General features: G+C 26.5%; 29 protein-coding genes and 1 pseudogene. 10 read left to right on the top strand and 20 right to left on the bottom strand.

The window, feature by feature from the left end:
- The 3 genes from IGJ18_RS14215 to IGJ18_RS14225 all read left to right on the top strand — a co-directional run.
- Positions 1–454: hypothetical protein (locus IGJ18_RS14215; protein ID WP_438843493.1), on the top strand; the 454-nt coding region annotated here is incomplete at its 5' end.
- A gap of 70 nt (positions 455–524) precedes the next feature.
- A complete protein-coding gene (locus tag IGJ18_RS14220) occupies positions 525–740 on the top strand; it encodes a hypothetical protein (RefSeq protein WP_081123791.1) in 216 nt (71 codons plus the stop codon).
- The gene (locus IGJ18_RS14225) at positions 697–1,452 is read left to right on the top strand and encodes a tyrosine-protein phosphatase (RefSeq protein WP_143351433.1); all 756 of its coding nucleotides are present in this window, start codon (positions 697–699) and stop codon (positions 1,450–1,452) included. Before IGJ18_RS14220 ends, IGJ18_RS14225 begins: the two co-directional genes overlap by 44 nt.
- 151 nt (positions 1,453–1,603) lie before the next feature.
- On the opposite strand, the gene IGJ18_RS14230 is transcribed toward IGJ18_RS14225, so the two are convergent.
- The gene (locus IGJ18_RS14230; RefSeq protein ID WP_325822066.1) at positions 1,604–2,800 is read right to left on the bottom strand and encodes an ATP-binding protein; all 1,197 of its coding nucleotides are present in this window, start codon (positions 2,798–2,800) and stop codon (positions 1,604–1,606) included.
- A 429-nt stretch (positions 2,801–3,229) separates the two neighbouring features.
- On the opposite strand from IGJ18_RS14230, the gene xerS reads away from it, so the two are divergent.
- Positions 3,230–4,315, top strand: a complete 1,086-nt coding sequence (gene xerS / locus IGJ18_RS14235; RefSeq protein WP_438843494.1) for a tyrosine recombinase XerS — start codon at positions 3,230–3,232, stop codon at positions 4,313–4,315.
- 139 nt (positions 4,316–4,454) lie between these two features.
- Here xerS and IGJ18_RS14240 read toward each other — a convergent pair whose 3' ends face one another.
- From IGJ18_RS14240 to IGJ18_RS14280, 9 genes are read right to left on the bottom strand one after another with little or no spacing between them, the layout of a single operon-like run.
- Positions 4,455–5,777 (bottom strand): nucleotide sugar dehydrogenase, encoded by a 1,323-nt coding sequence (locus tag IGJ18_RS14240; RefSeq protein ID WP_325822068.1) that lies wholly within the window; start codon positions 5,775–5,777, stop codon positions 4,455–4,457.
- Positions 5,752–7,200 (bottom strand): oligosaccharide flippase family protein, encoded by a 1,449-nt coding sequence (locus IGJ18_RS14245; RefSeq protein ID WP_325822069.1) that lies wholly within the window; start codon positions 7,198–7,200, stop codon positions 5,752–5,754. The genes IGJ18_RS14240 and IGJ18_RS14245 overlap by 26 nt, the downstream gene beginning before the upstream one ends.
- Complete coding sequence (locus IGJ18_RS14250; protein ID WP_325822070.1) at positions 7,197–8,339, bottom strand: glycosyltransferase family 4 protein; 1,143 nt, start codon at positions 8,337–8,339, stop codon at positions 7,197–7,199. Before IGJ18_RS14250 ends, IGJ18_RS14245 begins: the two co-directional genes overlap by 4 nt.
- Before the next feature lie 4 nt (positions 8,340–8,343).
- The gene (locus tag IGJ18_RS14255; protein WP_438843495.1) at positions 8,344–8,676 is read right to left on the bottom strand and encodes a hypothetical protein; all 333 of its coding nucleotides are present in this window, start codon (positions 8,674–8,676) and stop codon (positions 8,344–8,346) included.
- Complete coding sequence (locus IGJ18_RS14260) at positions 8,660–9,205, bottom strand: hypothetical protein (RefSeq protein WP_438843496.1); 546 nt, start codon at positions 9,203–9,205, stop codon at positions 8,660–8,662. The genes IGJ18_RS14255 and IGJ18_RS14260 overlap by 17 nt, the downstream gene beginning before the upstream one ends.
- Before the next feature lie 10 nt (positions 9,206–9,215).
- Positions 9,216–10,460 carry an O-antigen ligase family protein gene (locus IGJ18_RS14265; RefSeq protein WP_325822071.1) on the bottom strand — a complete coding sequence of 415 codons (1,245 nt, stop codon included), beginning with the start codon at positions 10,458–10,460 and terminating at the stop codon, positions 9,216–9,218.
- Complete coding sequence (locus IGJ18_RS14270; RefSeq protein WP_438843497.1) at positions 10,441–11,097, bottom strand: tyrosine-protein kinase family protein; 657 nt, start codon at positions 11,095–11,097, stop codon at positions 10,441–10,443. Before IGJ18_RS14270 ends, IGJ18_RS14265 begins: the two co-directional genes overlap by 20 nt.
- Before the next feature lie 25 nt (positions 11,098–11,122).
- Positions 11,123–11,743 (bottom strand): Wzz/FepE/Etk N-terminal domain-containing protein, encoded by a 621-nt coding sequence (locus IGJ18_RS14275; RefSeq protein ID WP_325822073.1) that lies wholly within the window; start codon positions 11,741–11,743, stop codon positions 11,123–11,125.
- 21 nt (positions 11,744–11,764) lie between these two features.
- A complete protein-coding gene (locus IGJ18_RS14280) occupies positions 11,765–12,937 on the bottom strand; it encodes a glycosyltransferase (RefSeq protein WP_438843498.1) in 1,173 nt (390 codons plus the stop codon).
- Positions 12,938–13,245: 308 nt separating this feature from the next.
- On the opposite strand from IGJ18_RS14280, the gene IGJ18_RS14285 reads away from it, so the two are divergent.
- From IGJ18_RS14285 to IGJ18_RS14295, 3 genes are all read left to right on the top strand, one after another.
- Positions 13,246–14,010 (top strand): acyltransferase family protein, encoded by a 765-nt coding sequence (locus IGJ18_RS14285; protein ID WP_438843534.1) that lies wholly within the window; start codon positions 13,246–13,248, stop codon positions 14,008–14,010.
- Between the two features lie 123 nt (positions 14,011–14,133).
- On the top strand, positions 14,134–15,087 hold the full coding sequence (locus tag IGJ18_RS14290) for an NAD-dependent epimerase/dehydratase family protein (RefSeq protein ID WP_325822076.1): 954 nt from the start codon (positions 14,134–14,136) through the stop codon (positions 15,085–15,087).
- A gap of 1,289 nt (positions 15,088–16,376) precedes the next feature.
- On the top strand, positions 16,377–16,565 hold the full coding sequence (locus IGJ18_RS14295; protein ID WP_325822077.1) for a hypothetical protein: 189 nt from the start codon (positions 16,377–16,379) through the stop codon (positions 16,563–16,565).
- Positions 16,566–17,110: 545 nt separating this feature from the next.
- On the opposite strand, the gene IGJ18_RS14300 is transcribed toward IGJ18_RS14295, so the two are convergent.
- The 3 genes from IGJ18_RS14300 to mazE all read right to left on the bottom strand — a co-directional run bounded on the left by IGJ18_RS14300 (position 17,111) and on the right by mazE (position 19,108).
- Positions 17,111–17,872, bottom strand: a complete 762-nt coding sequence (locus tag IGJ18_RS14300; protein WP_438843499.1) for an AP2 domain-containing protein — start codon at positions 17,870–17,872, stop codon at positions 17,111–17,113.
- Positions 17,873–18,536: 664 nt separating this feature from the next.
- Positions 18,537–18,878, bottom strand: coding sequence for a type II toxin-antitoxin system PemK/MazF family toxin (locus IGJ18_RS14305; RefSeq protein WP_325822079.1), 342 nt, complete (start codon positions 18,876–18,878; stop codon positions 18,537–18,539).
- Entirely contained in the window at positions 18,878–19,108 is a 231-nt protein-coding gene (gene mazE / locus IGJ18_RS14310; RefSeq protein ID WP_086325157.1) for a type II toxin-antitoxin system PemI/MazE family antitoxin, read from the bottom strand. Before mazE ends, IGJ18_RS14305 begins: the two co-directional genes overlap by 1 nt.
- Before the next feature lie 192 nt (positions 19,109–19,300).
- Between mazE and IGJ18_RS14315 the strand changes: the two genes are divergently transcribed.
- Positions 19,301–19,915, top strand: a complete 615-nt coding sequence (locus IGJ18_RS14315; protein WP_248255397.1) for a recombinase family protein — start codon at positions 19,301–19,303, stop codon at positions 19,913–19,915.
- A 113-nt stretch (positions 19,916–20,028) separates the two neighbouring features.
- Here the strand turns inward: IGJ18_RS14315 and IGJ18_RS14320 are convergent, their stop codons facing one another.
- From IGJ18_RS14320 to IGJ18_RS14335, 4 genes are all read right to left on the bottom strand, one after another.
- Positions 20,029–20,520, bottom strand: a complete 492-nt coding sequence (locus IGJ18_RS14320; protein ID WP_438843500.1) for a hypothetical protein — start codon at positions 20,518–20,520, stop codon at positions 20,029–20,031.
- Positions 20,521–20,626: 106 nt separating this feature from the next.
- The gene (locus tag IGJ18_RS14325) at positions 20,627–20,899 is read right to left on the bottom strand and encodes an Abi family protein (protein WP_438843501.1); all 273 of its coding nucleotides are present in this window, start codon (positions 20,897–20,899) and stop codon (positions 20,627–20,629) included.
- 143 nt (positions 20,900–21,042) lie between these two features.
- Positions 21,043–22,740, bottom strand: coding sequence for a hypothetical protein (locus tag IGJ18_RS14330; RefSeq protein WP_438843502.1), 1,698 nt, complete (start codon positions 22,738–22,740; stop codon positions 21,043–21,045).
- Positions 22,737–22,874, bottom strand: coding sequence for a P-loop NTPase fold protein (locus IGJ18_RS14335; protein WP_325822083.1), 138 nt, complete (start codon positions 22,872–22,874; stop codon positions 22,737–22,739). Before IGJ18_RS14335 ends, IGJ18_RS14330 begins: the two co-directional genes overlap by 4 nt.
- A gap of 1,659 nt (positions 22,875–24,533) precedes the next feature.
- Here IGJ18_RS14335 and IGJ18_RS14340 point away from each other — a divergent pair.
- A complete protein-coding gene (locus IGJ18_RS14340; protein WP_325822084.1) occupies positions 24,534–24,668 on the top strand; it encodes a hypothetical protein in 135 nt (44 codons plus the stop codon).
- Between the two features lie 108 nt (positions 24,669–24,776).
- Here the strand turns inward: IGJ18_RS14340 and IGJ18_RS14345 are convergent, their stop codons facing one another.
- Positions 24,777–24,860, bottom strand: a complete 84-nt coding sequence (locus tag IGJ18_RS14345) for a type I toxin-antitoxin system Fst family toxin (protein WP_081129253.1) — start codon at positions 24,858–24,860, stop codon at positions 24,777–24,779.
- Positions 24,861–24,985: 125 nt separating this feature from the next.
- On the opposite strand from IGJ18_RS14345, the pseudogene IGJ18_RS14350 reads away from it, so the two are divergent.
- A pseudogene (locus tag IGJ18_RS14350) lies at positions 24,986–25,087 on the top strand (helix-turn-helix domain-containing protein); the annotation flags it as partial.
- A 431-nt stretch (positions 25,088–25,518) separates the two neighbouring features.
- Here IGJ18_RS14350 and IGJ18_RS14355 read toward each other — a convergent pair.
- Both IGJ18_RS14355 and relB read right to left on the bottom strand, forming a co-directional pair.
- Positions 25,519–25,785, bottom strand: coding sequence for a type II toxin-antitoxin system RelE family toxin (locus IGJ18_RS14355; RefSeq protein ID WP_325822085.1), 267 nt, complete (start codon positions 25,783–25,785; stop codon positions 25,519–25,521).
- A 1-nt stretch (position 25,786) separates the two neighbouring features.
- Complete coding sequence (gene relB / locus IGJ18_RS14360) at positions 25,787–26,008, bottom strand: type II toxin-antitoxin system RelB family antitoxin (RefSeq protein ID WP_096708555.1); 222 nt, start codon at positions 26,006–26,008, stop codon at positions 25,787–25,789.
- Positions 26,009–26,038 lie beyond the last annotated feature (30 nt).

Raw genomic sequence — 26,038 nt, forward strand, 5'->3', positions numbered from 1 at the left:
CGGTAATCAAAGTAAGGAGAATAATGATAATAAAAATATAAATACTACTGATACAAAAGGAGTTATAACTGATAGTGATAAAAAAGATAGCGTTAATCTAAAAATTACTCCAAATAAAGATATGGAAATTTCTAAAGGTCTTATTGTTAAAATAGACAAAGCAACAAAAAACAAACAAGAAGATAATGAATATATTACTATTCATTATAAAATTAAAAATAATACAAATAAATCTGTTGGCATAGGTGCAGGTGATTTTGAAGTTGTAAATCAAGGTAAAAAACAAGAAATGTTTGGTTTACTAGAAAATTTTGGTGGAGAAGTTAAACCAGGTGAAAGTTTAGAAGGAGACGGAAGTTATACATGGAAGTTTTCTTCTGATGATGGATCTATAAAATATGCTCCTAAAATTGATAAAGTTGAACAAAATATCTCTTGGAAAATTGAAAAATAATACTTCAAACTAGTATTTTTATAATTATATATCTTATTAATGTATTTGAAAGGATTTATATAAGATAATAATGAAAAAAATGGAACAATATCTAATTGATCTCATGAAAAAAGATAATTCAAACAAAATATATAATTGGGACTATTGCATAAAAGCTATGAATTTAAATCAGAAAGAATACATGCAATTTTTAGGTGAGTTAAAACATTTTACTATTTTAGAAAGAAAATATAAAAGCTTAAATGGTAAAATATATTCATATTTTGAATTTAAAGAAAAGAGCTGATGACTATATGATTGATTTTCATTGTCACATATTACCTAATTTAGATGACGGACCAAAAACTATAAATGAATCAATTTCAATGTGTAAGCATGCTTATAGTCAAGGCATTAGGGATATAATAGCTACACCTCATTTTTTGTTAAAGGATAATAAAAATAATAAAGAACTAGTTTTAAAATCAGTAAAAGAATTACAGAACAATTTAGATAAACATAATATTAATATACGAATATATCCAGCACAAGAAATACGATTATTACCTAGTATACTTGAAGAAATCGAAAAAAATAATATTATTTTTCTAAAAAGTTTAGGTAGAAAAGAGATTTTAATTGAGTTACCTAATATTTCTATTTCTTATTATATTTTTGAATTATTAGGTACTCTTATTAAATTAAATATTCGTCCTATTATAGCTCATCCTGAAAGAAATAGGAGTATTCAGAAAAACTTAGATATTTTAGAAAAACTAATTAACTTAGGCTGTAAAACACAAATTACAGCAGGTAGTTTTTTAGGATATTATGGAAATTTACCACAACAAATTTCAATAGAGATTTTAAAAAGAAAAATGATAGATTATATTGGCTCAGATGCTCATAATTTATCAAAAAGAAAATTTTATATGCTGCAAACTAAAAAATTTATTTCTAGTCTTGATGAAAGCATATGGATTCATTCACAAAATAATGTAAGAAGATTACTAAAATAGTATATAATAAAACAACAAACTATATAGAAAATTTACGTTTTCTATATAGTTGGGAATCTATAAATTAAAAAGCATATAATAACCCATACCTATCAGATAGGGCTTATTATATGCTTTTATTTGTGATAAATTTTGTTTACCAAAAAGAGTCCTATTTTTTTCCAAGTAACCAGTCAACAATATATATAATATGAATTCCATCGATTTGAGTAATATCATAATAACGTCCTGTGATAACTATTTTTTTGTAATTATCTTTTATATGAAGTAAATTATCAGTTTCATGGTTATTTTGGGGTAATTCATAAGTAACTTGAATGTAGATTGTTTCATCTAATTTTTTTGCAATAAAATCAATTTCTTTATTATCAAGTCTACCGACATCTATAGTATACCCTCGTTTAAGTAATTCAATATAAACAATATTCTCTAGTCTATTGCTATAGTTACCATCTTTTCTACCTATGGCATTTCTGCGTAGTCCCGAATCAACTATGAAATATTTACCATTTGTCCTCAGGTAATCTCTTCCTCTAATATCATATTGTTGTGCACGATAAAACAAGTAACCATTTTCTAACATATCTAAATATCGATTGACGGTATGCACACTTGTTTTTATTCCTTCACTTTTAAGTGTGTTAGCTATTTTAGAAGAATTGACTAGCTGACCAACATTATCGGCTAAAAAACGAATAATAGCTTTTAAAACAGCAGGATCTTTTATACCCGAGCGTAATGCGACATCGTTTAAAACAATTGTATCAAATATGCCAGATAGGATTGTATCTTTTATGTTTTCCTCAGCGAGAACAACACTTGGAAACCCACCATATTTTTCATATTCTTCATATGCTTGATCAATTAATCTTGAGTTCTTATCAATGTTCTTGAACATTAAAAACTCACTAAAGGATAATGGATAAATAGGAATTTCGATATATCTACCACTTAATAGTGTAGCTATTTCTCCAGAAAGCATATTTGCATTAGAGCCAGTAACTACTAAATCGCTGTTAAAGCTAACACGTAATCCATTTATTACGCGTTGCCACCCTTCAACAAGTTGTATTTCATCAAACAAAAAATAAATTTTGTTATCATCGTGAGGTATTAATTCAGTCAGAGCCTCTCTCAACATATTTTCATTGTTAATTGTCTGATAAGTAAAACTTTCAAAGTTTATATATATTATATGATCTTTATCAATCCCATTTTTAATCAAATATTCTTTATAAAGCATTAAGAGAACTGATTTTCCTGAACGTCTTACTCCAGTAATGATTTTGATAAAATCTGTATCTTTAAATTCGATTAGTTTTGATAAATAATACGGTCTTTGAAACATCAGTTCCATCCTTCCTAATGAAGTATTCAAATATATCTCTTATTATACATTATTTGAAGATAACTTCAAATAATTATCATTTTATATTTTATTTGAAATTTACTTCGAAAAATTAGGCTTATAGCAAGCTTATTCGTTAACTAACATAGAAACATAAAAGAAAACCATTGTCCTGCCGCTAGTAGTTTACGGTTATAATCATAAAAAACCTTCTTTGCAATTATATAGAAAGATTGTTCTTTTTATATAATTAATTAAGAAAATTCAAAAAATTTAGATTGTTCCCTTCTATTTCCTTTCCTATTTATATGCTTTTTTTGAAACAAATTAATAAATTTTAGAGCATACCAATTGACAAAACACTCTATAATTGGTATAGTCCAATTGCAGGGATACTCCTCTCCCCTACTTATTGAAAGGATGAACAGCATGAAAAATACAGAAATATATCAAAAAATAGATACAATCATACTTCATATGCCCGATTATATAAAAGATTTTGTTCAAGATCGTGAAGATAAAGATCAATCCCCTCGAACCACTTTAGAATATCTAAAAAATTATAAACTCTTTTATGAGTGGCTTCTGAGTGAATCTATCATTCCTGATACTTCTATCACCTCGATAAGACAGTTAACCGCCTATGACCTAAACTTGTATAAATCTCATTTGAAACGTCGCGCAAAAGAAAACGTCAAAAAAGACACAACAAAAGCTAAGCTCGAAGATAATAATAACTTAGGTCTGTCCACTTCTACTATCAATAGAAATATCACAGCATTAAAGGTTCTATTTAAATATCTTTCGAAAAGTTCAAATAATCCTCTAGGAAAACCATACTTAGACGATAATCCTATGGACCAAGTAGCAACTATCACAGATAAAACTACGTTAGCTGCCCGTGCAAACGCAATCGAAAAAAAATTATTTCTAGACGAAGATACACAAAATTATCTAGATTACATTGCCAATGAATATAAAAAAACTTTAAGCAAACGAGCTTTGATCTATTACCAACGAGATGTAGAAAGAGACCTGGCAATCAATGCACTGATTTTAGGATCTGGATTGAGACTCTCCGAGGTTGTAAATATTAATTTAGATGATCTATCTTTAGATAAGAATAATGTGGTAGTAACTAGAAAAGGAAATAAGAGAGATGCGGTCAATATAGCAGCATTTGCAATGGAATATTTAGCTAATTATCTAGTTATTCGGAAAGAACGATACAAAGTGACAGAAAACGAAAAAGCATTATTTCTATCAATTTATCAAGGAGAAGCCAAACGTATATCCGGTATTGCAATCGAACGGATGGTAGCAAAATATTCAAAAGGATTCAGAGTACAAGTTAGTCCGCATAAATTGCGTCATACATTGGCTACTAGACTCTATCAACAGACAAATTCATTGGTATTAACTGCCCAACAATTGGGACATTCAAGTACAAATACAACAACTTTATATACTCATATAGATAATGCAGCTACCATTGATGCACTCAATTCTTTATGAAAATAATAATATCTTATAAGAACCAATGGAGTTTAACATGAAATTAGAAAACCAGTGCCTAAAGGCACTGGTTTTTGAAAAAGCCTGTATATTATTTTTTAAAGTTAATTATAAAACATCGCTATCTTTTTCTGTTCTATTATGAGTTGACAAACCCTAATTTTTTGATAACATTGTTATTATTGAATTCTTTCATTGCATTTTTTGTATCTAAAATATAATTTGAGTTCTTTATTATTAGCTTTTTATCAAAAATTTCATGTACTGATAATAAAACTACTATATCATAGTGATTAAACAGATCATAGTTTAAACTTATTGATCTTATAGTATTGTTGTGACTATCATTAAATTCAGAAATTAATGGATCACAATAATCTACATTAGCATTGTATTTCTTTAACAATTCGTAAATATCTATAGAAGGAGATTCTCTAAGATCACTTATATTTTCTTTATAAGACATTCCTACTAATAGTATTTTAGATCCATTAATACTTTTTTTATTTATATTTAAAAATTTTATAATATTATCAACAACATATTCTGGCATTTTGCAATTTATTTGATGTGATAATTCAATAAACTTAGAAAAATTGTTATTAATTTTTCCTTTCCAATATAAATACATTGGGTCTAAAGGAATGCAGTGTCCTCCAATTCCTGGTCCTGGAAGAAACTTCATAAAACCAAAAGGTTTTGTACCAGATGCATCAACTGTTTCCCAAATATCAATATTTAAGCTTTCTGATAATTTCATCATTTCATTGACAAAAGCAATATTTACACTTCTAAAAGTATTTTCTAGTAATTTACTCATCTCTGCTACTTCAGGAGTAGAGACTGGTATAACATCTTCAATAATTGTATTATAAATCATTTCTACTATATAAGTACTTTTTTGTGATATTCCCCCTACAATTTTAGGAGTATTGTTTATTTGAAATTTTAAATTACCTGGATCAACACGTTCAGGCGAATAAGCAACAAGTAAATTTTTATCTAAAATATAATTTTGATTTAAACAATTGTGTAATAGAATTTCACGTGTTGTGCCTGGGTAAGTAGTACTTTCTAAAACAATAATAAGATTTTCCAATTTTAAACTAAGCAATGTGTCCATAGCTTCAGTTATATAAGAAATGTCTGGCTCAAATGAATTGGTTAAGGGAGTAGGTACACATATAATTGCTATATCTATTTCTCTTAGTATTTGTTTCTTAGAAGAAATTTTGAAGTTTTTTAATAGAGCTGTAGAAAGTTTATCATTGTCTACATCTGTGTAGTCTATTCGACCATGCTTTATATTATTTATTTTTTCTTCACTGATATCATAACCAAAGACTTTATAGTTTTTATCTAAAAATTCCATAGCCAAAGGAAGTCCTACATATCCAAGTCCGATTATGCCGATGTTTAAAGTTCTATTTTCTATTTTATTTTTTATATTTTCTAAATTCATTGAATTGTCTCCTAATAATATTATTGATTGATAGCTTCTTATCTAAATAAATAGCTAAAATGTAAAAAGTATAACATATAGCTGATAGTACTACAGAATAAAGTACATAATTCAAATAACTATTTCTAAAAAAAACAGATGTGTTTTTGATAATGTAATAAATTAAATAATTAAATAAAAAATATTTAAAAAAATATTTAAAAAAATGTTTTAGGTTAATAATGTTTTTTATCTCAATAACCCCGCAAATATTAGTTATAAACATTCCTATAAAATAAGAAATTGGTATTGTTATTGAAGTACAACCACTAAAAAATAAAAAAATACTAAGTAAAAAAGAACTTATAGTACCGATAAATAGTGAGCTAGTATATTTTTTATATTCATTCATTACTAAAAGCCCTTGTGTACCTATTACGTTATTAATAGAAATAAGTAGTAAAGTAGGAGCAAGTAAATTAATAATAAATATAGAATTATAATAGTTTCTCCCTAAAAGGATATTCACGATATCTTTAGAAAAGATAAGTATTAACGTTATTATAGGTAAAGTTAATATAGTCATAACTTCAAGAGATGTATTTAAAAATTTTTTGAAACTATAAAAATTTCCATTTAGGTAAATACGTGAGCTTCTAGGAAGTAATAAAGAATTGAAAATACCTAATAGTGAGAAAAATATAGTATAAATTTTAAAGGCTTGCGAAAAATCTCCTACTAATAAAACGCTAGAATAGGTATTTAACATAATTTTTTGGATTTGGAGCATTATAGAGCTAAGTATAGGAATAGCAGATATAAGAACAATTTTTTTAAAATATATTTTTATATCTGATATATTTACATCTATTCCATGAAGATCCTTGATAGCTGTATATATAGTAATGAATTGTGCTATACATAAAGTAATTCCGTTAATCAAAATATATAATTTATAGTCTGAAGAATTTCTAACTAGAATAAATATCAATAGCATCGTACTTATTCGTACTATACTATTTCTAATCACTACCTTCTTTAGATTTTCTATCCCAATAAAATACCAAGCTATGTCTAAACTACTTCCTATTAGATAAAATAAATATAAATAATAGTATTCGCCGTATTTATTTTCCTGTAAGGAACCGTAGCACAAAAATATTAGAGTAATAACACTAGTTAAGAATAATTGAATAGTAAACAAAGTAGAAAAGACTTGTTTCCTATCCTCAATTTTAGCTAGTTCTTTTTTAGCAAAGGTTGGAATATCTAGAATAACAAATGGAACAAATATTTGAATTATTGTTAGTATATACGAATCTATACTAATATATTCTTTTCCTAAAGTTCTTGATATATATGGAGTAGTTAAAACAGGAATAAGAAAAATTAATAATTGATATATTATTAGATATGAAAAATTTTTGATAAAACTGTTTTTCACTCATTAATAACCTCATTATAGAAATTTATCACTTTATCAGCGATATTTGGCCATAAAAAACTATTAAAAATAGTAGTTTTAGCATTAGTACGTAAGTAATCATTATTGTCTAGATTATTTAAAATATCTAATAAATTATTGTATAGCATTGTCTCATTTTTAGTTTCAACTAATACCCCATTATTATGATCTTTTATAACATCTCTGTTCCCACCAACATCAGTCACAACTGGGATTACACCAAAGCTCATAGCTTCAAGTAGACTTATGCTCATTCCTTCAGTTAGTGATGTATTTACAAAAACATCGCTAATAGATAAATATTTTCCAACCTTTTCAACTGGCAATCTACCTAAAAATTTTATTCTGTTATATTGATCTTCATTTGTAGATTCTTTTAGTTGTAATTTTAAATATGGCAATTCGCTTCCATCTCCAATAAATATCACAATTAGATTATCGATTTCACTCATAAGCTTAGGTAAAATATTAATGAGCATTTTTAAATTTTTTACAGGTTCAAATCTATTTGTAGAAATTAAAATAGGTTGTTGAGAATTAATATTTAATGTTTGTTTTAAAATATCTTTTTCTTTAATAGATAAATTACTAGGCATTAATACTCCATTTGCAATTTGTTTACACTTTAAATTCGGAAAAATTTTTGTAGTTATTTCCTTAGTTTCTTTGCTGGGACAAATTATACCATCTGTATGGCTAATTAAATTTTTTATTTTTTTTTGTTTGCCTTGATAATACAAGCTTCTAAACCAGGATAAATGATTTGTATAAACAATTGGATATTCTTTATTTAAATATTTAATTACACGAGAATCTTTATTTAGAGTATGCCAATGAAGGATATCTATTTTTTCAGTACGAGCCATATTATTAATGTACGTGGAAGCTCTTAAAGAATACAGAACATCATCAATTTTTCTCAATTTACCTATTGGAATTCTTATAATAGTTAAATTATCATATACTTCAGTAACATATTTTTTATAACTCTTGTTGTTCTTTGTAATTATTGTTACAGTATGCCCTCTTTTGACTAAATTTTGTGATAGGTAATAAACATGTGTGGCTACACCACCAATGTTGGGTAGATAATCCTCACTTAACATTACAATATGCATAGTATCACCTCCTTATATTAAATTCTTTAATAAATTTGCTTGTACGTTGATTTTGTCCCTTTTTATTTACGTGATAAACTGAATTATAAATATAATCTAACTGTGTCATATAATCATAAGGTGTTCCTATTACAAAAAAATTATTTTGTAAATAGTTGTTTAATTCTTTTAGATAGTTATTTTGTCTATAATTTTTAAAATATAGTGTTGATGGATAAGTAATGTATAATTTGATATTTCGATCTTCACATCTTTGTTTAAAATCATTTATATATTTTAAAGCAGGTGTTTCTTTAAAGGTATTTGGGAAAATTAATGGTTTATTTTTTTTTTTCATGTAAATTCGTGCCCATAATATTTAAATAACAACCAGTTTTTCCAATATCAAATCTTTTTTGTACATAAGAAAAATTTAGTTGCATATTTCTAAAGAAGTAATAGATTTGGCTTAATATGTTTATCTTTATTAATTTTTTCTTCTCATACATTCTGAAGTATTCATAAGAAAATACGTGGTATACAGGATTAAAATAATAACTATAAGCTAAACAAAGAATTATTGTATCACCTGTCTTCATGTTCCTATCTAATAAATCAATAGTATAACCAATTCCTAAACCAACATTTATTCCTAGATTAACACAAGATATATTTAATTCATTTTCTATTCTGTCTGTATTAAAAGCATAAAGTACGTCACTCCCTCCAGCGATTAATAGCCTGTCTTTATTAGTATTATTTAAATGTTGAAGTTTTTTTAGCTCTAAATCTTTAATTCTTTTTATACCTGGAGATTGATAAAAGAAAAAGTAAAATATTAGTAGAATTAATAATGTAAATAATAAGAAATAGTATATTTTATTCATAAATAGGTTTCTAACCTCCATCACTAAAATAGCTAATTATACCTAACAGAATCCAATTAAATCGTTGATCAATAGAAGAACTCATTGTTAAACATCCAATAAAAAAACTTATAAAAGGTAACCAACATAACAACATTAACTTCTGTTTGTTTTTATACTTTTTTAAAGATTGTATACTTTTGGTTATAATATTAAAAATGAAAATAATAAAAGATGAAGACATTAGACCAAGTGATGCCATTTGTTCGAGAAAGAAATTATGTGGCTTACTTACTAGGTCCATATTGATTGATTTAGAAAAATATCCTGTTTCCATATAAGAAAGTGCTTTTTCTAAGTTTCCTATTCCTACTCCTCTTATGATATGAGATTTAAATATAGACAGTGTATTCATATATATATCAATTCTTTGGTTAGTAGATTCACTTTTTTCAGTAAAGCTTTTGATAACCTTGTTTATCAACATATTATTTTCTAGTTTATTAGATATACTGGCTAATAATAAACCTCCAAAAACTAAAACTAATAAAAAAGGAGTATATTTTTTTAGATAGATTATATATATATATATCAAAGTAAATAACAATGCTAACATGCTTCCTCTTGAATAAGTTTCAATAACAACAAATATTGTTATTGAAGTTATGAAAAAAGATACGAACTTATTAAAAAACAAATTCGATTGATTTATACAATAAAAAATAATTGGAAAATATGAAGTAATATAAACAGCATAGTTATTAGTATTAAATAGAAAACCAGTTGGCTGATTATTACTTGTACTTGTTTGATAATACAAACTACCAGAGTTAGGTAGATGCCAACCTGTGATACTTTCTATACATCCTATAATTAAAGATATAATGAATAGAATAATAATAATAATAAAAATATCTTTAGCTCCTATTTTTTTTAAGTAAAAGGATGAAAAAATAATAAAATTCAATCCTTCAAACGTAAAATACAAATATTTTAATGAATCAATTAGATTGATTTGTTCATAAAAAATTGATGTAAAAGAACAAAAAAACCATAAAAAAAGCCATAAATAATTTCGATTATTTAATAAGAAATTTTTAAATGAATAAACTCTATCAGAACTATAGAAAAATAAAAATAAATGGACAAATAAAATAATTTTATATAGTGGGATACTCCCTAATTTAATATATGCTCCTAAAATGCTAGTTACTATTAATATTAACCAGATATAATAAGGCAAGTTATATTTCGTTTTAATAGTAGTTATAATCATTGATATCCCTACTATCGAAACTTGCAAAGTTGTTTATAACTCCAGCTATAGTAATATTATCTTTAGATAATATATTAGTGACTTTTTTTAAGTCTTTATATAGAGTTTTGTTTTCCCGAGAAATTAGAATAACTTTATCACTATATTTTGCTATGATTCTGGAATCGTTGAAAATCAATACGGGGGGAGTATCTATAAAAATGTAATCGTAGTTATCTTTTAATTGTCCAATTTTAGTAAAAAATTGATCTAATTTATTTCCATATTCCGATATTTTTATATTAAGTCTTGTAATACCATTCCCTGAAGATATATAGTCTAAATTTGTAGTTAAATTTTGAATATTTATTTTACTACCTGTTAAATAGTTAACTAAGCCATCTGTCTGTGATAAATTTAAAATAGAAGTTAAACCTTTTTTTCTAGTATCTGCATCTATAAGTAAAATTCTTTTATTAGTTGAAGCCATATATTTTGCTAATTCATACGATACATATGTTTTACCTTCAGCTTGGATTGTAGACGTAAAGATAATAGTCTCAGTACTTGTGCTTAATACTTCTAAATTCAAACAAATATTTTGAAGTTGCTCATCGAAATATTCCCTTTTTAGTGTTAATTGATTTACTTTTTTCATTTGTGTAGAAATCCCCTTTCGGATTTTAACGTTTAATTAAGTCACCTAAAAAATTTAATTCTAAACTTTCTATATCTAATTGGTTATTCACAGTCTTATTTCGTTTAGATAGATAGTAAATAACTAATATACTGATGCTTTCTCCAAATAAAACTGACAAAATATAAACAGCATTGTTCTTAACTTTAATTCCTATCTCAGGAGCTTTAATAACAACAAAATTGGTATTATTAAAATATTGGTTATAATTGTTTTTTATTTTATGATTTATTTTTTCTAAAATCTGTTTCGAAATTTTTTTATCTTTGCTTTGAGCTATTATAGAAATAATTAAAGAGTTCTCATTATAGTCAACTTTTAAACTAGGATCTGTTTTATCTAATTTGTTAGTTAATTCTTCTTCTGACATCTCATTTTGAATAAGAGCCGACACAGTATTAACTAATTGCATATTTAATCGAACAGTATCGAATGTTTGAGTTTCATTTTTATTAGTTGCTATTAATATATCTGTACGGCTTTGATAAGTAGGATTAACTATAAAATTATAAAAAAAGATAGTTATAGTAGCGAAAATTGTTGGAAAAAGAATTATAATACCTAAGTATTTTAAATGTATTTTTTTATAAGATATTTTTTTTAACATACTACTTTTAAGTTCCTCCCATTAATAAAAATTTTTGTAAAACATTAATAATTTATTCCCTTCAATTTGCCAATTGAATTCATTTTTTATCAAATAAGTTCCGTTGTTACTTAGTGTTTCTAATTTCTCTTGATTTAGTAATAAATCACCAATTTTTATAGAAGCCTCTTTTATATTTAAAGGATTTATTACTATTCCTGCTTGTTTTTCACCACATAATAAGTTTCTCCACAAAGGGAAATCTGAGGCAATTACTGGTAACCCAATCGCCATATATTCGTAGATTTTTGTAGCCATCGACTGTGTATAGTTAGGAATTGGTAGTAACATACATAATCCTAAATCAGCTTCTCTTAAATGAGACCAAATTTCTTCGTATGGGAAGCGTCCTAAAAATTGTATTTTTTCATTTAATTTATGTTCATTCACAAAATCATTAACTTGAGTTTGTATTTCTCTATTTAAATTATTTGGACCTATTATCTTTAGATTTACTTGTACCCCAAGATCTTCCAATTGCTTAACTAAATGAACCATACCTAAAGTATTGCGGTCTTCTGTCACATCTCCAACATATATTAAATTTTTTCTTTGATTATACTTTCTCTTTTTTTGATTATCTAAATTAATAATGTTTGTATCTAAAATAGGATAGTTTAATATATCAACACTTGCTAGTTTTAATTTTTGATAATATTTCTTATAACTTTTTTCGGCGAAAATTACACCATCACATTTTTTCATAAAATATTTTTCTATTTTTTCAGTAATCCAAGATAAAATATTTCTGAAATATTTCGGAATCCATTCTTTTGTTTTTAAATAAGCTGGAAACAGTTCATGCATATCATAAATAATTACTGCATCCTTTTTTTTTCTTTTTATTTTTGCTGCTACATATAATAATTCTGGATCATGAAAGTGATAATATTTAGCATTAGATTCAATAGCGGCTCTATATACAGTTTTCCATCTTTTGATTCTAGATATTTTTTTTTCTTCTTGTTTAAATAATTTTATACAACTATTATTTTTGCAGTATAAAGAAATATCATTAAATTTTTTATCTTCAACAGCAAATAGAGAAACCTCAAACCCTGCATTGACTAATGTAATATATTCTTTTTTTAGTATTCTAGTATCAAGCCAATTATGTACGGTACTAAACATAAAAACTTTATTATTATCTAACATTTTACTCCTAACCTCCAAAATTATTTAATGTAACAAAATCAATCATATGTGATTTTAATAAACAATCTTATTCTTTTTTTCTTACATATATATTTTTTTAATAAAAAAAATATATATAGCAAAAGTATTATTTTTTAGGAGGTGTAAACGTTTGAAAGAAAGATTAACATATTTAGACAATTTTAGAGGGTTACTAGCAATAAATATAGTCTTTGTGCATATATGTACATCTATAAAGGAAGATTTTTTGTTAAAAAATATTTCTGAATATTTTTATATCAGTAGATTAAGTGTGATTCTTTTTTTTAATCAGTGGATATGTATTGAGTATGTCAATACATAAAGATAATAATTTCATGTATTTCAAATTTATCAAGAAAAATATTTGTAGTTTATATATTCCTTTATTAGTAATAATATTTATCGCTTCTATTTTATTTTATTGTACTGATATAAATAAGAATTCTCTTAGTTTTACTAGTCAATGGTTTAATAATATTGGAAATTCTCCTTATTTTACTAGTACTTTAATAAATAATTTGTTTCTAACTGGAAATGATGTAAATAAAATTGTTCCTGTTATATGGTATATAGTTGTTCAAGTAAGAATAATAATATTTTTTCCTTTAATATATCTGATGGTTAATAGGATTGATTTTAAATTTTTATTGATTATTATTTCTCTATTATATGTATTGGGAGGAATTATGCTCTATTTAAATATAAGATGGCAACTAGGTCAAACATTCTTCCAAGTGCCTAGTTTTATTTTAGGATCTATCCTTTATACAAAAAGTACTAAACTATATGATAAAAATTTATTATTTATAGTATGCTCAATTATATTCTATATGGTTTTAGTCATACTAAAAAGTATCTATAGTATCTCAATTCCACAAACAATATCAGACATATTTTTATCATTCATAGCATTTACCATTATATATAACATGAACTATTTTAATAGATTACAACTTTTTTTTGATAATAGTGTTTTATATTCTATTGGGAAAATGTCTTATAGTCTTTATTTGACACATACAGTAACAATTGTTGCTTCATATCATTTTTAAGTAACTATTTTAACATTCCAATTATTTTGTTATTAACTATTATCAATATTTTTCTTGTTTCATGGTTATATCATATTTTAATAACAAATACTATAAAAAAATATTTCAGGAAGTGGAGATAAGATGAATAAGTATCTAATAACTGGTGGCGCTGGATTTATTGGCTCACATTTAGCTAATTATTTAGCAAAAGAAAATAACGTAGTAGTTATTGATAACTTATCTATGGGAAAAAAAGAAAATCTCGAAAATTGTGAAAATATAACTTTTATAAAAGGTGATGTATCTAACAAAAATTTCATGGAAAATATAATCAAAAAAGACCAATTTGATTATATTTTTCATTTAGCAGCAGTAGCTAATGTAGCTGAGTCATTAATTAAACCCATATACACTCATAGAATTAACTTTGATAGTGTAATACTTCTTTTGGAATTAGTTAGAAAATATCAGTCAAACCTGAAGCGAATCATTTTTAGTTCTTCAGCGGCTGTATATGGAAATAATCCAGTTCTACCAAAATATGAAGATTCTTTTATATGTCCATTAACACCTTATGGAATTGATAAATTTGCTGCTGAACAATATGTAATAAACTATTTTTACTTGCACGATGTTCCCACTACAGCAGTACGTTTTTTTAACGTATATGGGCCAAAACAAAATCCAACCTCTCCTTATAGTGGTGTAATTTCAATATTGCTTGATAAATATAAGAAAGAATTACTAGGAGAAAAATCAATTTTCACAATATATGGAGATGGTAGTCAATCTAGAGATTTTGTATATGTAGAAGATGTAGTTCGTGCTTTAACTTTGGTATCTGAGGATTTATCTGCATTAGGTAACGTATTTAACATAGGTACTGGTATAGAAACGAGACTATTAGATTTAATTCATATAATTAATGAGCAATTAAATACAGAATTAAATATCATTTATGAGGAAAAAAGAGATGGAGATATATATAAATCTTTAGCAAATATTGATAAAATTAAGAAAATTGGTTATCATCCGCAATATAACATTTTTGACGGAATGAATGAATATTTAAAGGCAGAAATTAAGCATATATAAATTTACTTTAGACAAATATCAATATAGAATTTCTTTGCATATTTCCTTAATTTATATATTAAAAAATAGTCTATGTACAAACACAATATAAACTTAAGTCAGATTCATCTTAATACTTTTATTTAGATTTTTGTCAATAATTTTCAGGGTAAAATTATTGAAACAATTAGAATTTTTTGATATAAATATTGTTGATAGATGATCTATCGTTTTTTCCAAAATCATTCTAAACACCTTATATACTTCTGTTCTTAGAGAACAGAAGTATTTTTTATCATACAAGAAAAAATTATTTTGATTACTTTATCTTAAAATAAGAACACGACCAATATTCTTGTGGAAAATTTAATTTTAATTATATACAAATTGACAATGACTCCGTAATTTATATTGTATTATCTATAAGCTATAACAAGATGTTTTTTCATTTTACTGTTAGGTTACTTTGTATCTAGAATCATTAGTTTTTTTATTTTCAATGATAAATTTATTTTCTATAAAGTCAAACATTTTTTATTTATTATAAAAATTTCAAATAAACAAAAGAATTAAAATTGGATATATTATTTATCTATTTCTTATATTTTATACTAGCTGTAGTTTGGCACAAATAAATTATCAAAAAAGCAACAATAAACTTTATTGAAATAAAGTTTATTGTTGCTTCAGATTTCATCAAGAAAAATCAAAAACATGTGGACAGTTTATCTCATGTAGTATTTGTATATTCTTTTTTGTAGGTATTGTATTGATAACATAATTGAGCACATAAAAAGACTCCTTGCTTTACTAAATTAAACACTATAAATATTTTTTATAGTTTGATTTTTAAATTAAACTCCTCTTAAGAATAACGATAGCTTAAGAGGAAAGGTAATGTTATCAACTAGAAAAAAAGGAAGAATAATGTGAGTGTTTATTGGCTATTCACTTAAATTGGGAAGAGAACAAACATTACCTATAACTAACATTAACAAATTTAATATAAATTTCTTCTTATTTATTTATGTATAAGAAAAATAAATAAGAAGAAATTTTTTTTGATATGAGTTATTCTACTATCAAAATTTAAGGTGTGAATCAAAATGTTGTTTATTGTCTGTATATTGGCAGTGTGGCTTAAATTACTTGATTATATAGACATTAGTTGGTAGCTGTTAGGAGTATCTATATTTATTACTCTTATATTAGGAATGATAGAAATATTGTTGATTTTTAAAGAGATAAAATATTCAGTAAAAGAGCGGAAACTAAATAAAAGAAAGTAAAAAATTTGAAAGGATGCTAGCATGTATCAAGAATTAAAGATTAGTAAATTATATAAATCAAAAATAGTCAGTAATGACGAAGAAGATAAAGAATACACAATAAAAATATTGAAAATATTAGAGCATACTGCAATAGTGGAAATAGTAGGTAGAATAAATGAATTGGGAGTTGTAAAGTTAAATGATATTAAAGAATTGGATGATTATTAATGCATCAGATACCTCAGTAAGTGGTCTTTTTATTTTTCATAAGAGAGAAAATAGAAAAAAATTCATTACTAAATACAAACAATTAGTAGTAAACTATGCAATTGAAAATTTGATAAAATAGATTAGCTGCAGATTACAATGGACGATATTTTTGTGGTTTGGTTCTGCAAAACAATAAATATTTATTAAGTACTATTATTTCATAGAGAATGTATTATGATTTAACATATAATGATGGCAAAATCAAAAATCTATTTTGATACCTACAAAAGAAAATGATAAATACAAACTTGTTTATTGTGATCATTGCTTCTTTGATAAATCAAACATTCATAATAATATACGAAAGCCGAAGTCTATAAATCCAACGGTAAGTATTGCTGTTAAATAAAAAATTAGAAAATAAATTATTAAGTTAACTTAACACTATCCAAAATAAAAGAAGCCGAGTACGTTAACATTCGGCTTCTTCAATAAGGAAAGTAAATTTTTGAAGATGTATAAAAGTCTCACACTTATTTTTCAACATTCTCAAAGAACATCTCTCAGGTAGATGTTCTTTTTACATTTTGTTTATATGCTTTTTCTATAATAGGAAAAAACAACTCTTTTTCCGCTTGTTTTCTTGCTGTTTTTGCATCTTCTAGCTTTTTATACGTGCCTAAATGATATCTTTTTCCAGCTAGATTAATATATGAAATCCACTTATTATTTAATTGACAAACTCCTTTTACTCCACTTTTATTATTTTTGGAACGCTTTGCTATTAAAGATTCTACAAATGTTCCATCGATTTTTTCTCTAAAATCTTGTTTTTTTAAACAACTACAACTTTTTGTATGTCCAGAAATTAAATTTCCATATCGAACAAGACACCATTGTCCACAATCACATTTACAAATCCACTTACAACGAGAAATACTATTTTTCTGAATAGGTCTTAATACAATTAATTTCCCAAATCGTTTATTTGTTATATCAACTTTATTTTTACGTTGACAACCGCAATGTGTTTTACCCCTATGTATTAAATATTTTCCAGAACAATAAAAAATAGTGCCACAATCACATAAACATTTCCAAATAATATAACGACTTTTATCCCGCCTATTAGTGGCTTCTATAACTTCTATACATCCGTACCTTTTTCCAGAAATATCATTGAATCTTCTTCTGTTTTTTTCTTCTAAACACCCACAACTTTTAGTTCTATTTCCCTTTAAATTTGTTAGATAAATTTCTTTTATATTACCACAATCACACCTACAAATAGCTGTTTTATATGCACCTTTTTTACTATATGACAAAACTGTTAACTTTCCGTATCTCAATAAATATCCCGTCGCCAATATCTCTGATAAATTATAGAAGTTATCATATTTATATTTCGTGTTCAGCTTTCACAGTCCACTTTTTTCTAATTTATAGATATTGCAGATTTTGACAAAGCGGTTTTCCTCCCTTTATCCATAGCATATTTTCAAAAGAGTTACAACCTAAACTCTTTCATTTTTCTTGTTATTGTTTAGTTAATATGTTCATAAAAATTTCTATATAATCCATTTGTAAATTTGATCTCAAAATAGTGTAAATCTATAGATCAACCTTCTTAATTATTTTTTAAATATAAATCTTCCCTTCTATTTTTATTTGTAAAATCATAAAAATTCTACTAAATAAACATTATTCTTACATATATTTTTCAAATTAAAAACAAAATAGAAAAAAGCATCAGTTTCCTCTTTACTCAGAGTATAAACTGATACTTTTTCTATTTTTGTGTAATAAAATGTAGTAAGAAATACAATAGCACAGATAAATAACCTTTATTGCGCAAAAAACAAGCATCATATGCATCTGTTGTTTCAATTTAATATCGAATCGATAAAAGGATATTTTTACTCCTCAAAACAGACGATTCTATAATAAACAGAATCGACTTTCTTTTGCTTTTTGGCTATCTCAATTATATCAAAAAATATATTCAATGATTTGAGTGATTTTAGCCATATCTTTTAAGGGTAAATTCTCAATTTTTTTTAGTTTTCTTTCTTTGAAATCTAGTGATTTCAATTGAGAAATAAGTACTTGACCTTTGGTATCCAAGTCTTCAGGTAGAGTATATCGAGTGGGTAATTTTTTTATAGTGGAAGTAATTGGACAAATGACTGCAAACATTGTTTTACGATTAAATTCATAACGAGAGACAACTAATCCTGGTCTTCTCTTTTGAATTTCTTTTCCTGTAGAAGGATCAAAATCAATCCAAACGATATCCCCTTTTTTAGGAATATAGTTTCTTTCTTCTGACATTATAAAATTTCTCTCCCTTCAGGAGCTACATCTCCCCATTCATCTTTTTCATAATACTCTGCCTCTTCTCCACCACTAAATGGATCTTCAATTTTAGGAACTAACGTGATTGTTCCATCTTCAGAATAAACAACAATATATTCTTGATTCTCTGAAGGTTTTTTACCATTATCAGACGGTAGTGTAATTACTACAGAACTTCCTTGTAATCTAGATTTTGTGATAAGCATATGAACACCTCTTTTCATTTATATTACTATACAACACTAAGTAACGCAAAATTAACTTTTTATAATCTCAATAACTGTTTTATGTATGTTTAAAGTGTACCCTAAATAGACACTGATAGAACATTGAAAATTCTAGTTTCCCAGTGTATGATTAGGGTGTATTTTAAATAATTCAGAAAAGTAGGGAAAAATTTGAAAATTGCGTATATTCGAGTGTCATCGATTGATCAAAATGAACAACGTCAAATTGAAGAAATGAAAAAATTTGGTGCTGAAAAAATTTTTATCGAAAAACAATCTGGAGCTACTATTTCTCATCGACCGATTTTCCAGGAAGCTTTAGATTTTGTCCGTGAACAAGATATTTTTATTGTGGAAGCCATTGATCGACTCGGACGAAATTATGACGAAATCATTGAATCAGTTAATTATCTAAAAAAGAAAAATGTACAGCTGATCATCACCAGTTTGCCAATTATGGCTGAAGCGATTGGAAATCCGCTCCTGGATAAATTCATTAAAGATTTAATCATTCAGATCCTGGCCATGATTGCTGAACAAGAGCGCACCGAATCTAAACGACGCCAGGCACAAGGCATTAAGATTGCTAAAGCGAAGGGTGTTTACAAAGGGCGTCCTAAATTGTACAGTTCAGACACAAAAGATCCTCAACGTCGCTTAGTATATAAAAACGTCGTTCAAGATCTTAAGAATGAAATTGCTATTTCAAAAATTGCAAAAGATTACAACATTACGAGACAAACAGTATATCGAATAAAAAAAGAGTTGAAAACGCTTGCAGAATAAAAATAAACAAAAGAGGACTGGAAGCATCCAGCCCTCCAAGCGCAAACCGTAGTAATACGCCCCAATTTGATTAGTCTAATATTATCATAATATAGTGTATATTTCAAATAAAATTATTTCGAAATGTATTTGTATATTTGAGAAACAATTTTATTGGAATTTACCCCCAGTAATTCTCCATACGTTTTTAAGGGGACGCTTGCATTCAGTTGCTCTTTTATTCTCACGAATTCTCGTACATATCCTTTTAATTCTCGCTTAGAATGACCTTGTACTTTTAAGATATAAATCAATAAAATCAAATAGTCTATAATCTTATCAAATTTTATTTTGTCATCTAACTCAAACTCTGCTTTGATAAATGTTTTCAATTGTTTTGGTACCCCATCTTTATTAAAATTTGCATCAAAAACTGGGGAGTTATGCATGGTGGCATTTCTCAAATCTGTTAAAGTCAAAACCATGTGCTCCAATAATCTTCCATCTACATTTATTGGATTATCTTTTATACCGTTCGCACAACAAATTGTGAATCGCCATTCTTGGCTAAGTCGACTAATAAAATGTCCAAATTGTCCAAATGAAATAACTTCAAAAAAACCCACACCGGAATAGGTTCACTTTTATGAAGATAATGAGTAAGTGCTGCATTCTTTCCATAATTATATCCGATTATTTGATCAATAACTTCTCTAAGCTTTAATCGCATTTTCAATTTATCTTTTGAAGATTCTTTCTGATTGTCTTTGTAATCAATGAGCTTTTTCTTATATATTCAATGTCGGGATTATCATCGGTCACTAAACAATCTATAACTCTATTTTTCAATCCAGTTTCTACTTCAATCAACATCGGATAGAATAGCTTTTTTAATTCCAAGTCAAATTTGTGCATCTCTTGTATTTCTGAAAAATATTTCAGTGATTGCTGATTCTCTTTATTTTTTATAAACTTAAATCTCTTATACCCATGATAATAGCCCATGTTTAGCAAGCTTTTTTTTGAGTAGAACCTTTAATTTCGACTCCATGACAATTTCTAATATGCCGCATCAAACCATTGATATTCTTGCCTTTAGTTACCATTAGAATTCTCCATTTTTTTAATTTAAAGATATTGTATCATACTTATTTTTCCTTCACTAAATTAAATCTAATTTCAAACGCCTCAATCAGTTGCTCTACTTTAAAGGTATCGATTTTTCCCAAAGATTTATTTTCTTTAGTCCTTTTCAGTTTATCTAAAAAATCAGCGACATCATTTTCCTCCGTATGATCAAGTTTGCCGGCCTTAATAAGCTCCCATAAGTTATCCGATAGGTTGTTTGGGACAACAATATATTTCTCAATCGAATTTAAGTCTAACATTAGACGCAATAATTCCTTCAATTGAATCGAGGGGTCATTCAATAATATATATACTTCATTGTAAGTCTTAGTAAATAATGTCGTTACGAATTTCTCTAACTTTTTCTTTCTGAGTTCGGAATCAAGAGCTTTCAAATTTTCATAAATGTTTTTATGATTCTTTTTTATTTTCACCTGATGAATAACTGATATCAGCGTATCAAAATCCATTTGCTCTTTCTGTATAATTTTAGGATATTCTTCCACCATCTGAGTTTCAATCACAGCCTCATAATCCTCATCTAAAAAGATTAAGCCCATATCTTTATATTGATCAAATTGACCTAACGCATATAATAAATTATCGAAATCGTAAACACCACTTTTTATATCACTTAAAATTTCCTCTTGGACTTCTTTTAATTGATCATCTGTATATCTCCTAAATTCATAAAGTTTAGATAAGCTTGATCTATAATCATTTTCATCTAAATTAAATATATCCAGCCACTTTTGAATACAATTCCTATTTTCTAGATATCCTCGTAAAATAAACAAACTGATATCAGTTGAATAAAATATATATTCGTCAAACATCGGAATATGCTTCTCATGATATGTTGAATAGATATTTTTTACTGCTTGTTCAGAACCTTCCATCAAAATTGCACCGCCTACAGAACGTGTGCTGATATTTTGTAAACTAGATATGTCTCTCTCACTCAATCCGTTTTTTTTATATTCGTTTGTAACTACATAAATATTTAGAAATATACTTTTTTTTATTTTATTATGTAGTTCATTAGGAACATATTTTTTAATATCAGGTAAAAGAAGAGTTTCTACTATGGAATAATTCTCCAAAACAGACTTAAAAATTCTGATATTTAGCGCTGTTCCTTGTTCAGAATGAAATTCTTTCAAAATACTCGCAACCCAATCATGGTTATTCTTGATAAACTCAATCCTTGAATTTTTTAACAGCTTTGCTTCAATTTCGTCAATGTCATACTTAAACTGTACTGTTCTATAAATTGTTTTTTCCTTTATTTTTTGAAATTTTTTAGTATTTTTCATTTCTACACTATTTGAGAGAAAAATTACTTTACAGCCAATTTTTTCTAATAATTCAGTTCCAACAAAACCAATAAAATCCTCTGCTTTTATTTTTGAGCTGATTCTTTCAAGATCGTCGATAAATATAATAAGATAACGTTCCGGATACATCCTTAAATTGTTGACTGAATTAGTTATCTCGTTTAAGATATCTAAGATAACACTCGTTATAGAACTAATTGTTTTCAGCTTGCTATCCCCCATCGCATCAACTATTTTTCCGATATGCTTATTAGCTTTAGATATTCCTGTTAAGATCTTCTTATCAGGATATAACTCAAGTAAAATATTATATAAGAGTTCTTTCTTAATCTGATTTAGTGAATCATAACCGTAAACAGAAAAATAGACAACATAATTCAAATCACCCCGCAATTTTTTTCAATATTATTTTTCACATAATACGTTTTTCCTACTCCCCAATCCCCGTCTATTTGAAGAGCGTATGGTTCTTCAGTTCTAAGATAATTTCGTATTATTTCTTCCAAATGCTCCATTGTCATCCCTCCAATGTTTTTACACATAGCCAAATCTTTTGACACAATTTTGTAGTACTGGCTTTCTTTAAAATATAAAGTTAAGTTTTTATTCAGCTGAGTACCAGTCAGTTAAAATATCTCAATTTTAATTATAGCATTCATATATTTACTCAATATATTAAACATCTAAAACAATACCACATAGTGATCTTTCCTTACTCATATTTAATAATTTTGATATTAACTTTGTGTATAATGGTTATAGTTTTTATTTTACTTATACATATATTGATAACTACATATCATAATTAATTACAAATATAAATATCAGCTAAACTTAAAAAATGAAATGTAGTAAAAACTTTTTTATACTTGGCCTTATCACAGATTTATTCTAATACTCACATATCTAATTTTAATTGAACAATGATTTAGTTACGAGTTTATGAACACAAAAATAGAGTGATACATATAAATTATAGTATCTAAAAAGAGTGTTCATAAAATAAGAGTTTTGGCTACGGGATTCTTCTATTAACTAGTTTTGGCATATTTGCTTTAAAAAAGAGGAAGTCACCAACCCAAACGATTGATGACTAAGATGAATGTTTTTGAAAAAAGTAGACTGAAATTATGTGATTTAATTTTACAAAAAAATAAACGAATCGATTCTTATTTTTGATCAAAAAAATATAAAAAATAAGAATGACTGAAAAAGTGTTTTGATATAATGTAACTAAGGTTGACACAAGGAGAATTCATATAATTACTCTAAACCACTAACTTAGTGAGTTAGTGGTTTTCTTTTATGTTTTTTATTCTAAAAAAAGAAGAAGTCATCAATCTAAATAATTGATGACTAAACCAAAAATATTCTAAAGGAGTTACTATATAGGAGATCAAATGATACAAGTTAATTATATGAAAAAAGCAATAAGTGTTTTCTTCTTTTTTTATGAAAAAAAGATATAATGGATAAAAAGAAATTTTTGTTTATTAGTAGTTAGTAAGCTAAGTTTGATTATGGTTTCTTGTTTGTAGTATAACTGATATCGTGATAAATTTAAAGTGATTACATATATTTTCTGTAAAAATTTTCTAGTGCTTCTTAATATATAGTAGTTTATTTTTGTATATTGGTTTAAAAAGAGAAATCATCAGCTTAAATGGTTGATGACTAGATGAGAAGTACAATAGAAAAGAGATTAAACTCCATGGATATATTATATATGAAAAAAACAATAAATATATTTTTGATTCAGAAAATTCAAAAGATAAGAATGCTTGAAAAACAAGATTTTTTTGATAAAATAGTATAAACGTCCATATTATAGTCTTTATAGGTACTGCCCGTTAGTGAAGTTTCAGGCAGTACCTATCTTTTTAATGAAGCACCGAGTATTCTCCCTGTGCGAAAAGGAGAAGAAGTACCTAAAATACGATTCATAAAAGAAATACAATTTTTGAAGGGAATTAAAAGATAAGACTTTATACAAAACTAAACAAAAAGTTTATTTTAAAGCACCGCCAACTGTTTATAAGAAAATTGGCATAGGAGATATTGCGATCTTTTCTGTTAAAGGTAAAAAGTACCATGTATTAATTATCCAAGTTTACAAACCAACAGAATTTGATAAAAAAGTATCTATATTTGAACCAAAATTTAAACCATTTTTTTTGAAAAAAGTTGCGAAAGGCTTCAAAAAGACAGACTATATCCCTATACCAGAGGAAGAAAGTATTGTAACTTCTGAGAAAAATCAACAAATAAATCGTAAACGTCATTTTAGGATAAGAAAAACAAGTAAATAAGATTTTATACAATAGAAGTACAAAGATACGCCTATTGCGGATAGACTTGTTTTTTTCATTCGTTGCGACTCCAAGCGTATGGGTTAGGACAACTTGCATAGCTATCGTCTAATCATCTAACCAATGATCAACTAGAGTAATTACTAGTCCCACGAATAATGGTGCGATAACAAATGAGAATAAATCTTGCATGACAGCCCCCCCTTTAGGGGCAAGTTGCCAAAAAAATTATAATATTAAATGCGACTATTACAAAAATTTCAGAGAAATATTTTAAGACAGGTCTTTTTTAAGGACATTAGGGTATAGCCTATTGGACGCAAATTAAAACCATCGCCAAACGTTGGCATGTTTCAAGAACAACTATTTATAGATACCTGGACAATATAGAAAAAAATAAAGCTGATAAACTTAGCTGAGAACTTAAAAATGATCGTGATTTATAATCAAAAAAGTAAAAAGTGTGAAATGTGATTACTCTCTTATTTGTTATATTTGTGATTGTAAAGGAGAGTGACAATAATGTATTACTACTACTTCGAGAAATTTACCAATCAACATTTTAGACATGCCATTCACACGAATGAGTGCCCGTTTTTAGCCTGTTGTCAAGATAGAGTACTAATAGGCTTTGAACTTTCCTACTATTCCGCTATGGTTACTGCCCAAAAGAAATATCCGTTAAACAATTTTTATGGCTGTCCCTACTGTTGTCGTGCAAGCTATGTCAAATGACTTTTTTACATGCTCCTTCTATAAAAAAAGTTACACATATCAGAATATAGAAAAAATAAAGGGTCAGAAACTTTTAAGTTTCTGACCCTTTAACAAAATTATATCGACATGTCTATTACTTATATATTTCGCTTCTATGACCAATTGATAAGATAAGAATCGTCACTTCTTGCTCACTAATATCAGCTATTATACGATATGCACCTACTCTATATCTCCAATATCCTGATTTATTAGCTGTTAGTCCTTTCCCATGTCTTCCTGGATCGTCTGTGCCAACAAGATTTTTCTCAATCCAGTTCAGGATAACTTTTGCTTGAAATTTATCCATTTTTTTTAATGCTTTTTGCGCTTCTCGTTCATATCGTACTTGATAGGTCATCTTATAATCCTAACTCTTTTAGCATTTCTTCATGAGAAATGCTTTGATCATTTTTCTCATGATCTTTCATTAGTTTTTTATAGGTTTCAAAGTCTACTAATGACTCAGCTGATTGTAAAGAATTACTGCGCATAAATTCAGAAATATTGTCTCCATTAAAGTTAGCAACTTTTTCAAGAAAATCTTTTTCTTCGTTAGATACTCGAATACTGATTACTGGCATAGTTATCAACTTCCTTTCAAACCCATTGTA

Origin of the sequence: Enterococcus sp. AZ078, from assembly GCF_051714985.1 — a bacterium.
GTDB classification, from domain to species: domain Bacteria; phylum Bacillota; class Bacilli; order Lactobacillales; family Enterococcaceae; genus Enterococcus_B; species Enterococcus_B hirae.

Bases quoted from the DNA above. Each gene is read 5' to 3' on its own strand.
- IGJ18_RS14220 (WP_081123791.1), top strand. From the start codon at position 525: ATGAAAAAAATGGAACAATATCTAATTGATCTCATGAAAAAAGATAAT.
- IGJ18_RS14225 (WP_143351433.1), top strand. From the start codon at position 697: ATGGTAAAATATATTCATATTTTGAATTTAAAGAAAAGAGCTGATGAC.
- IGJ18_RS14230 (WP_325822066.1), bottom strand. From the start codon at position 2,800: ATGTTTCAAAGACCGTATTATTTATCAAAACTAATCGAATTTAAAGAT.
- xerS (WP_438843494.1), top strand. From the start codon at position 3,230: ATGAAAAATACAGAAATATATCAAAAAATAGATACAATCATACTTCAT.
- IGJ18_RS14240 (WP_325822068.1), bottom strand. From the start codon at position 5,777: ATGAATTTAGAAAATATAAAAAATAAAATAGAAAATAGAACTTTAAAC.
- IGJ18_RS14250 (WP_325822070.1), bottom strand. From the start codon at position 8,339: ATGCATATTGTAATGTTAAGTGAGGATTATCTACCCAACATTGGTGGT.
- IGJ18_RS14255 (WP_438843495.1), bottom strand. From the start codon at position 8,676: ATGAAAAAAAAAAATAAACCATTAATTTTCCCAAATACCTTTAAAGAA.
- IGJ18_RS14260 (WP_438843496.1), bottom strand. From the start codon at position 9,205: ATGAATAAAATATACTATTTCTTATTATTTACATTATTAATTCTACTA.
- IGJ18_RS14265 (WP_325822071.1), bottom strand. From the start codon at position 10,460: ATGATTATAACTACTATTAAAACGAAATATAACTTGCCTTATTATATC.
- IGJ18_RS14270 (WP_438843497.1), bottom strand. From the start codon at position 11,097: ATGAAAAAAGTAAATCAATTAACACTAAAAAGGGAATATTTCGATGAG.
- IGJ18_RS14275 (WP_325822073.1), bottom strand. From the start codon at position 11,743: ATGTTAAAAAAAATATCTTATAAAAAAATACATTTAAAATACTTAGGT.
- IGJ18_RS14280 (WP_438843498.1), bottom strand. From the start codon at position 12,937: ATGTTAGATAATAATAAAGTTTTTATGTTTAGTACCGTACATAATTGG.
- IGJ18_RS14290 (WP_325822076.1), top strand. From the start codon at position 14,134: ATGAATAAGTATCTAATAACTGGTGGCGCTGGATTTATTGGCTCACAT.
- IGJ18_RS14295 (WP_325822077.1), top strand. From the start codon at position 16,377: ATGTATCAAGAATTAAAGATTAGTAAATTATATAAATCAAAAATAGTC.
- IGJ18_RS14305 (WP_325822079.1), bottom strand. From the start codon at position 18,878: ATGTCAGAAGAAAGAAACTATATTCCTAAAAAAGGGGATATCGTTTGG.
- mazE (WP_086325157.1), bottom strand. From the start codon at position 19,108: ATGCTTATCACAAAATCTAGATTACAAGGAAGTTCTGTAGTAATTACA.
- IGJ18_RS14325 (WP_438843501.1), bottom strand. From the start codon at position 20,899: ATGGGCTATTATCATGGGTATAAGAGATTTAAGTTTATAAAAAATAAA.
- IGJ18_RS14335 (WP_325822083.1), bottom strand. From the start codon at position 22,874: ATGGAGCATTTGGAAGAAATAATACGAAATTATCTTAGAACTGAAGAA.
- IGJ18_RS14345 (WP_081129253.1), bottom strand. From the start codon at position 24,860: ATGCAAGATTTATTCTCATTTGTTATCGCACCATTATTCGTGGGACTA.
- IGJ18_RS14355 (WP_325822085.1), bottom strand. From the start codon at position 25,785: ATGACCTATCAAGTACGATATGAACGAGAAGCGCAAAAAGCATTAAAA.
- relB (WP_096708555.1), bottom strand. From the start codon at position 26,008: ATGCCAGTAATCAGTATTCGAGTATCTAACGAAGAAAAAGATTTTCTT.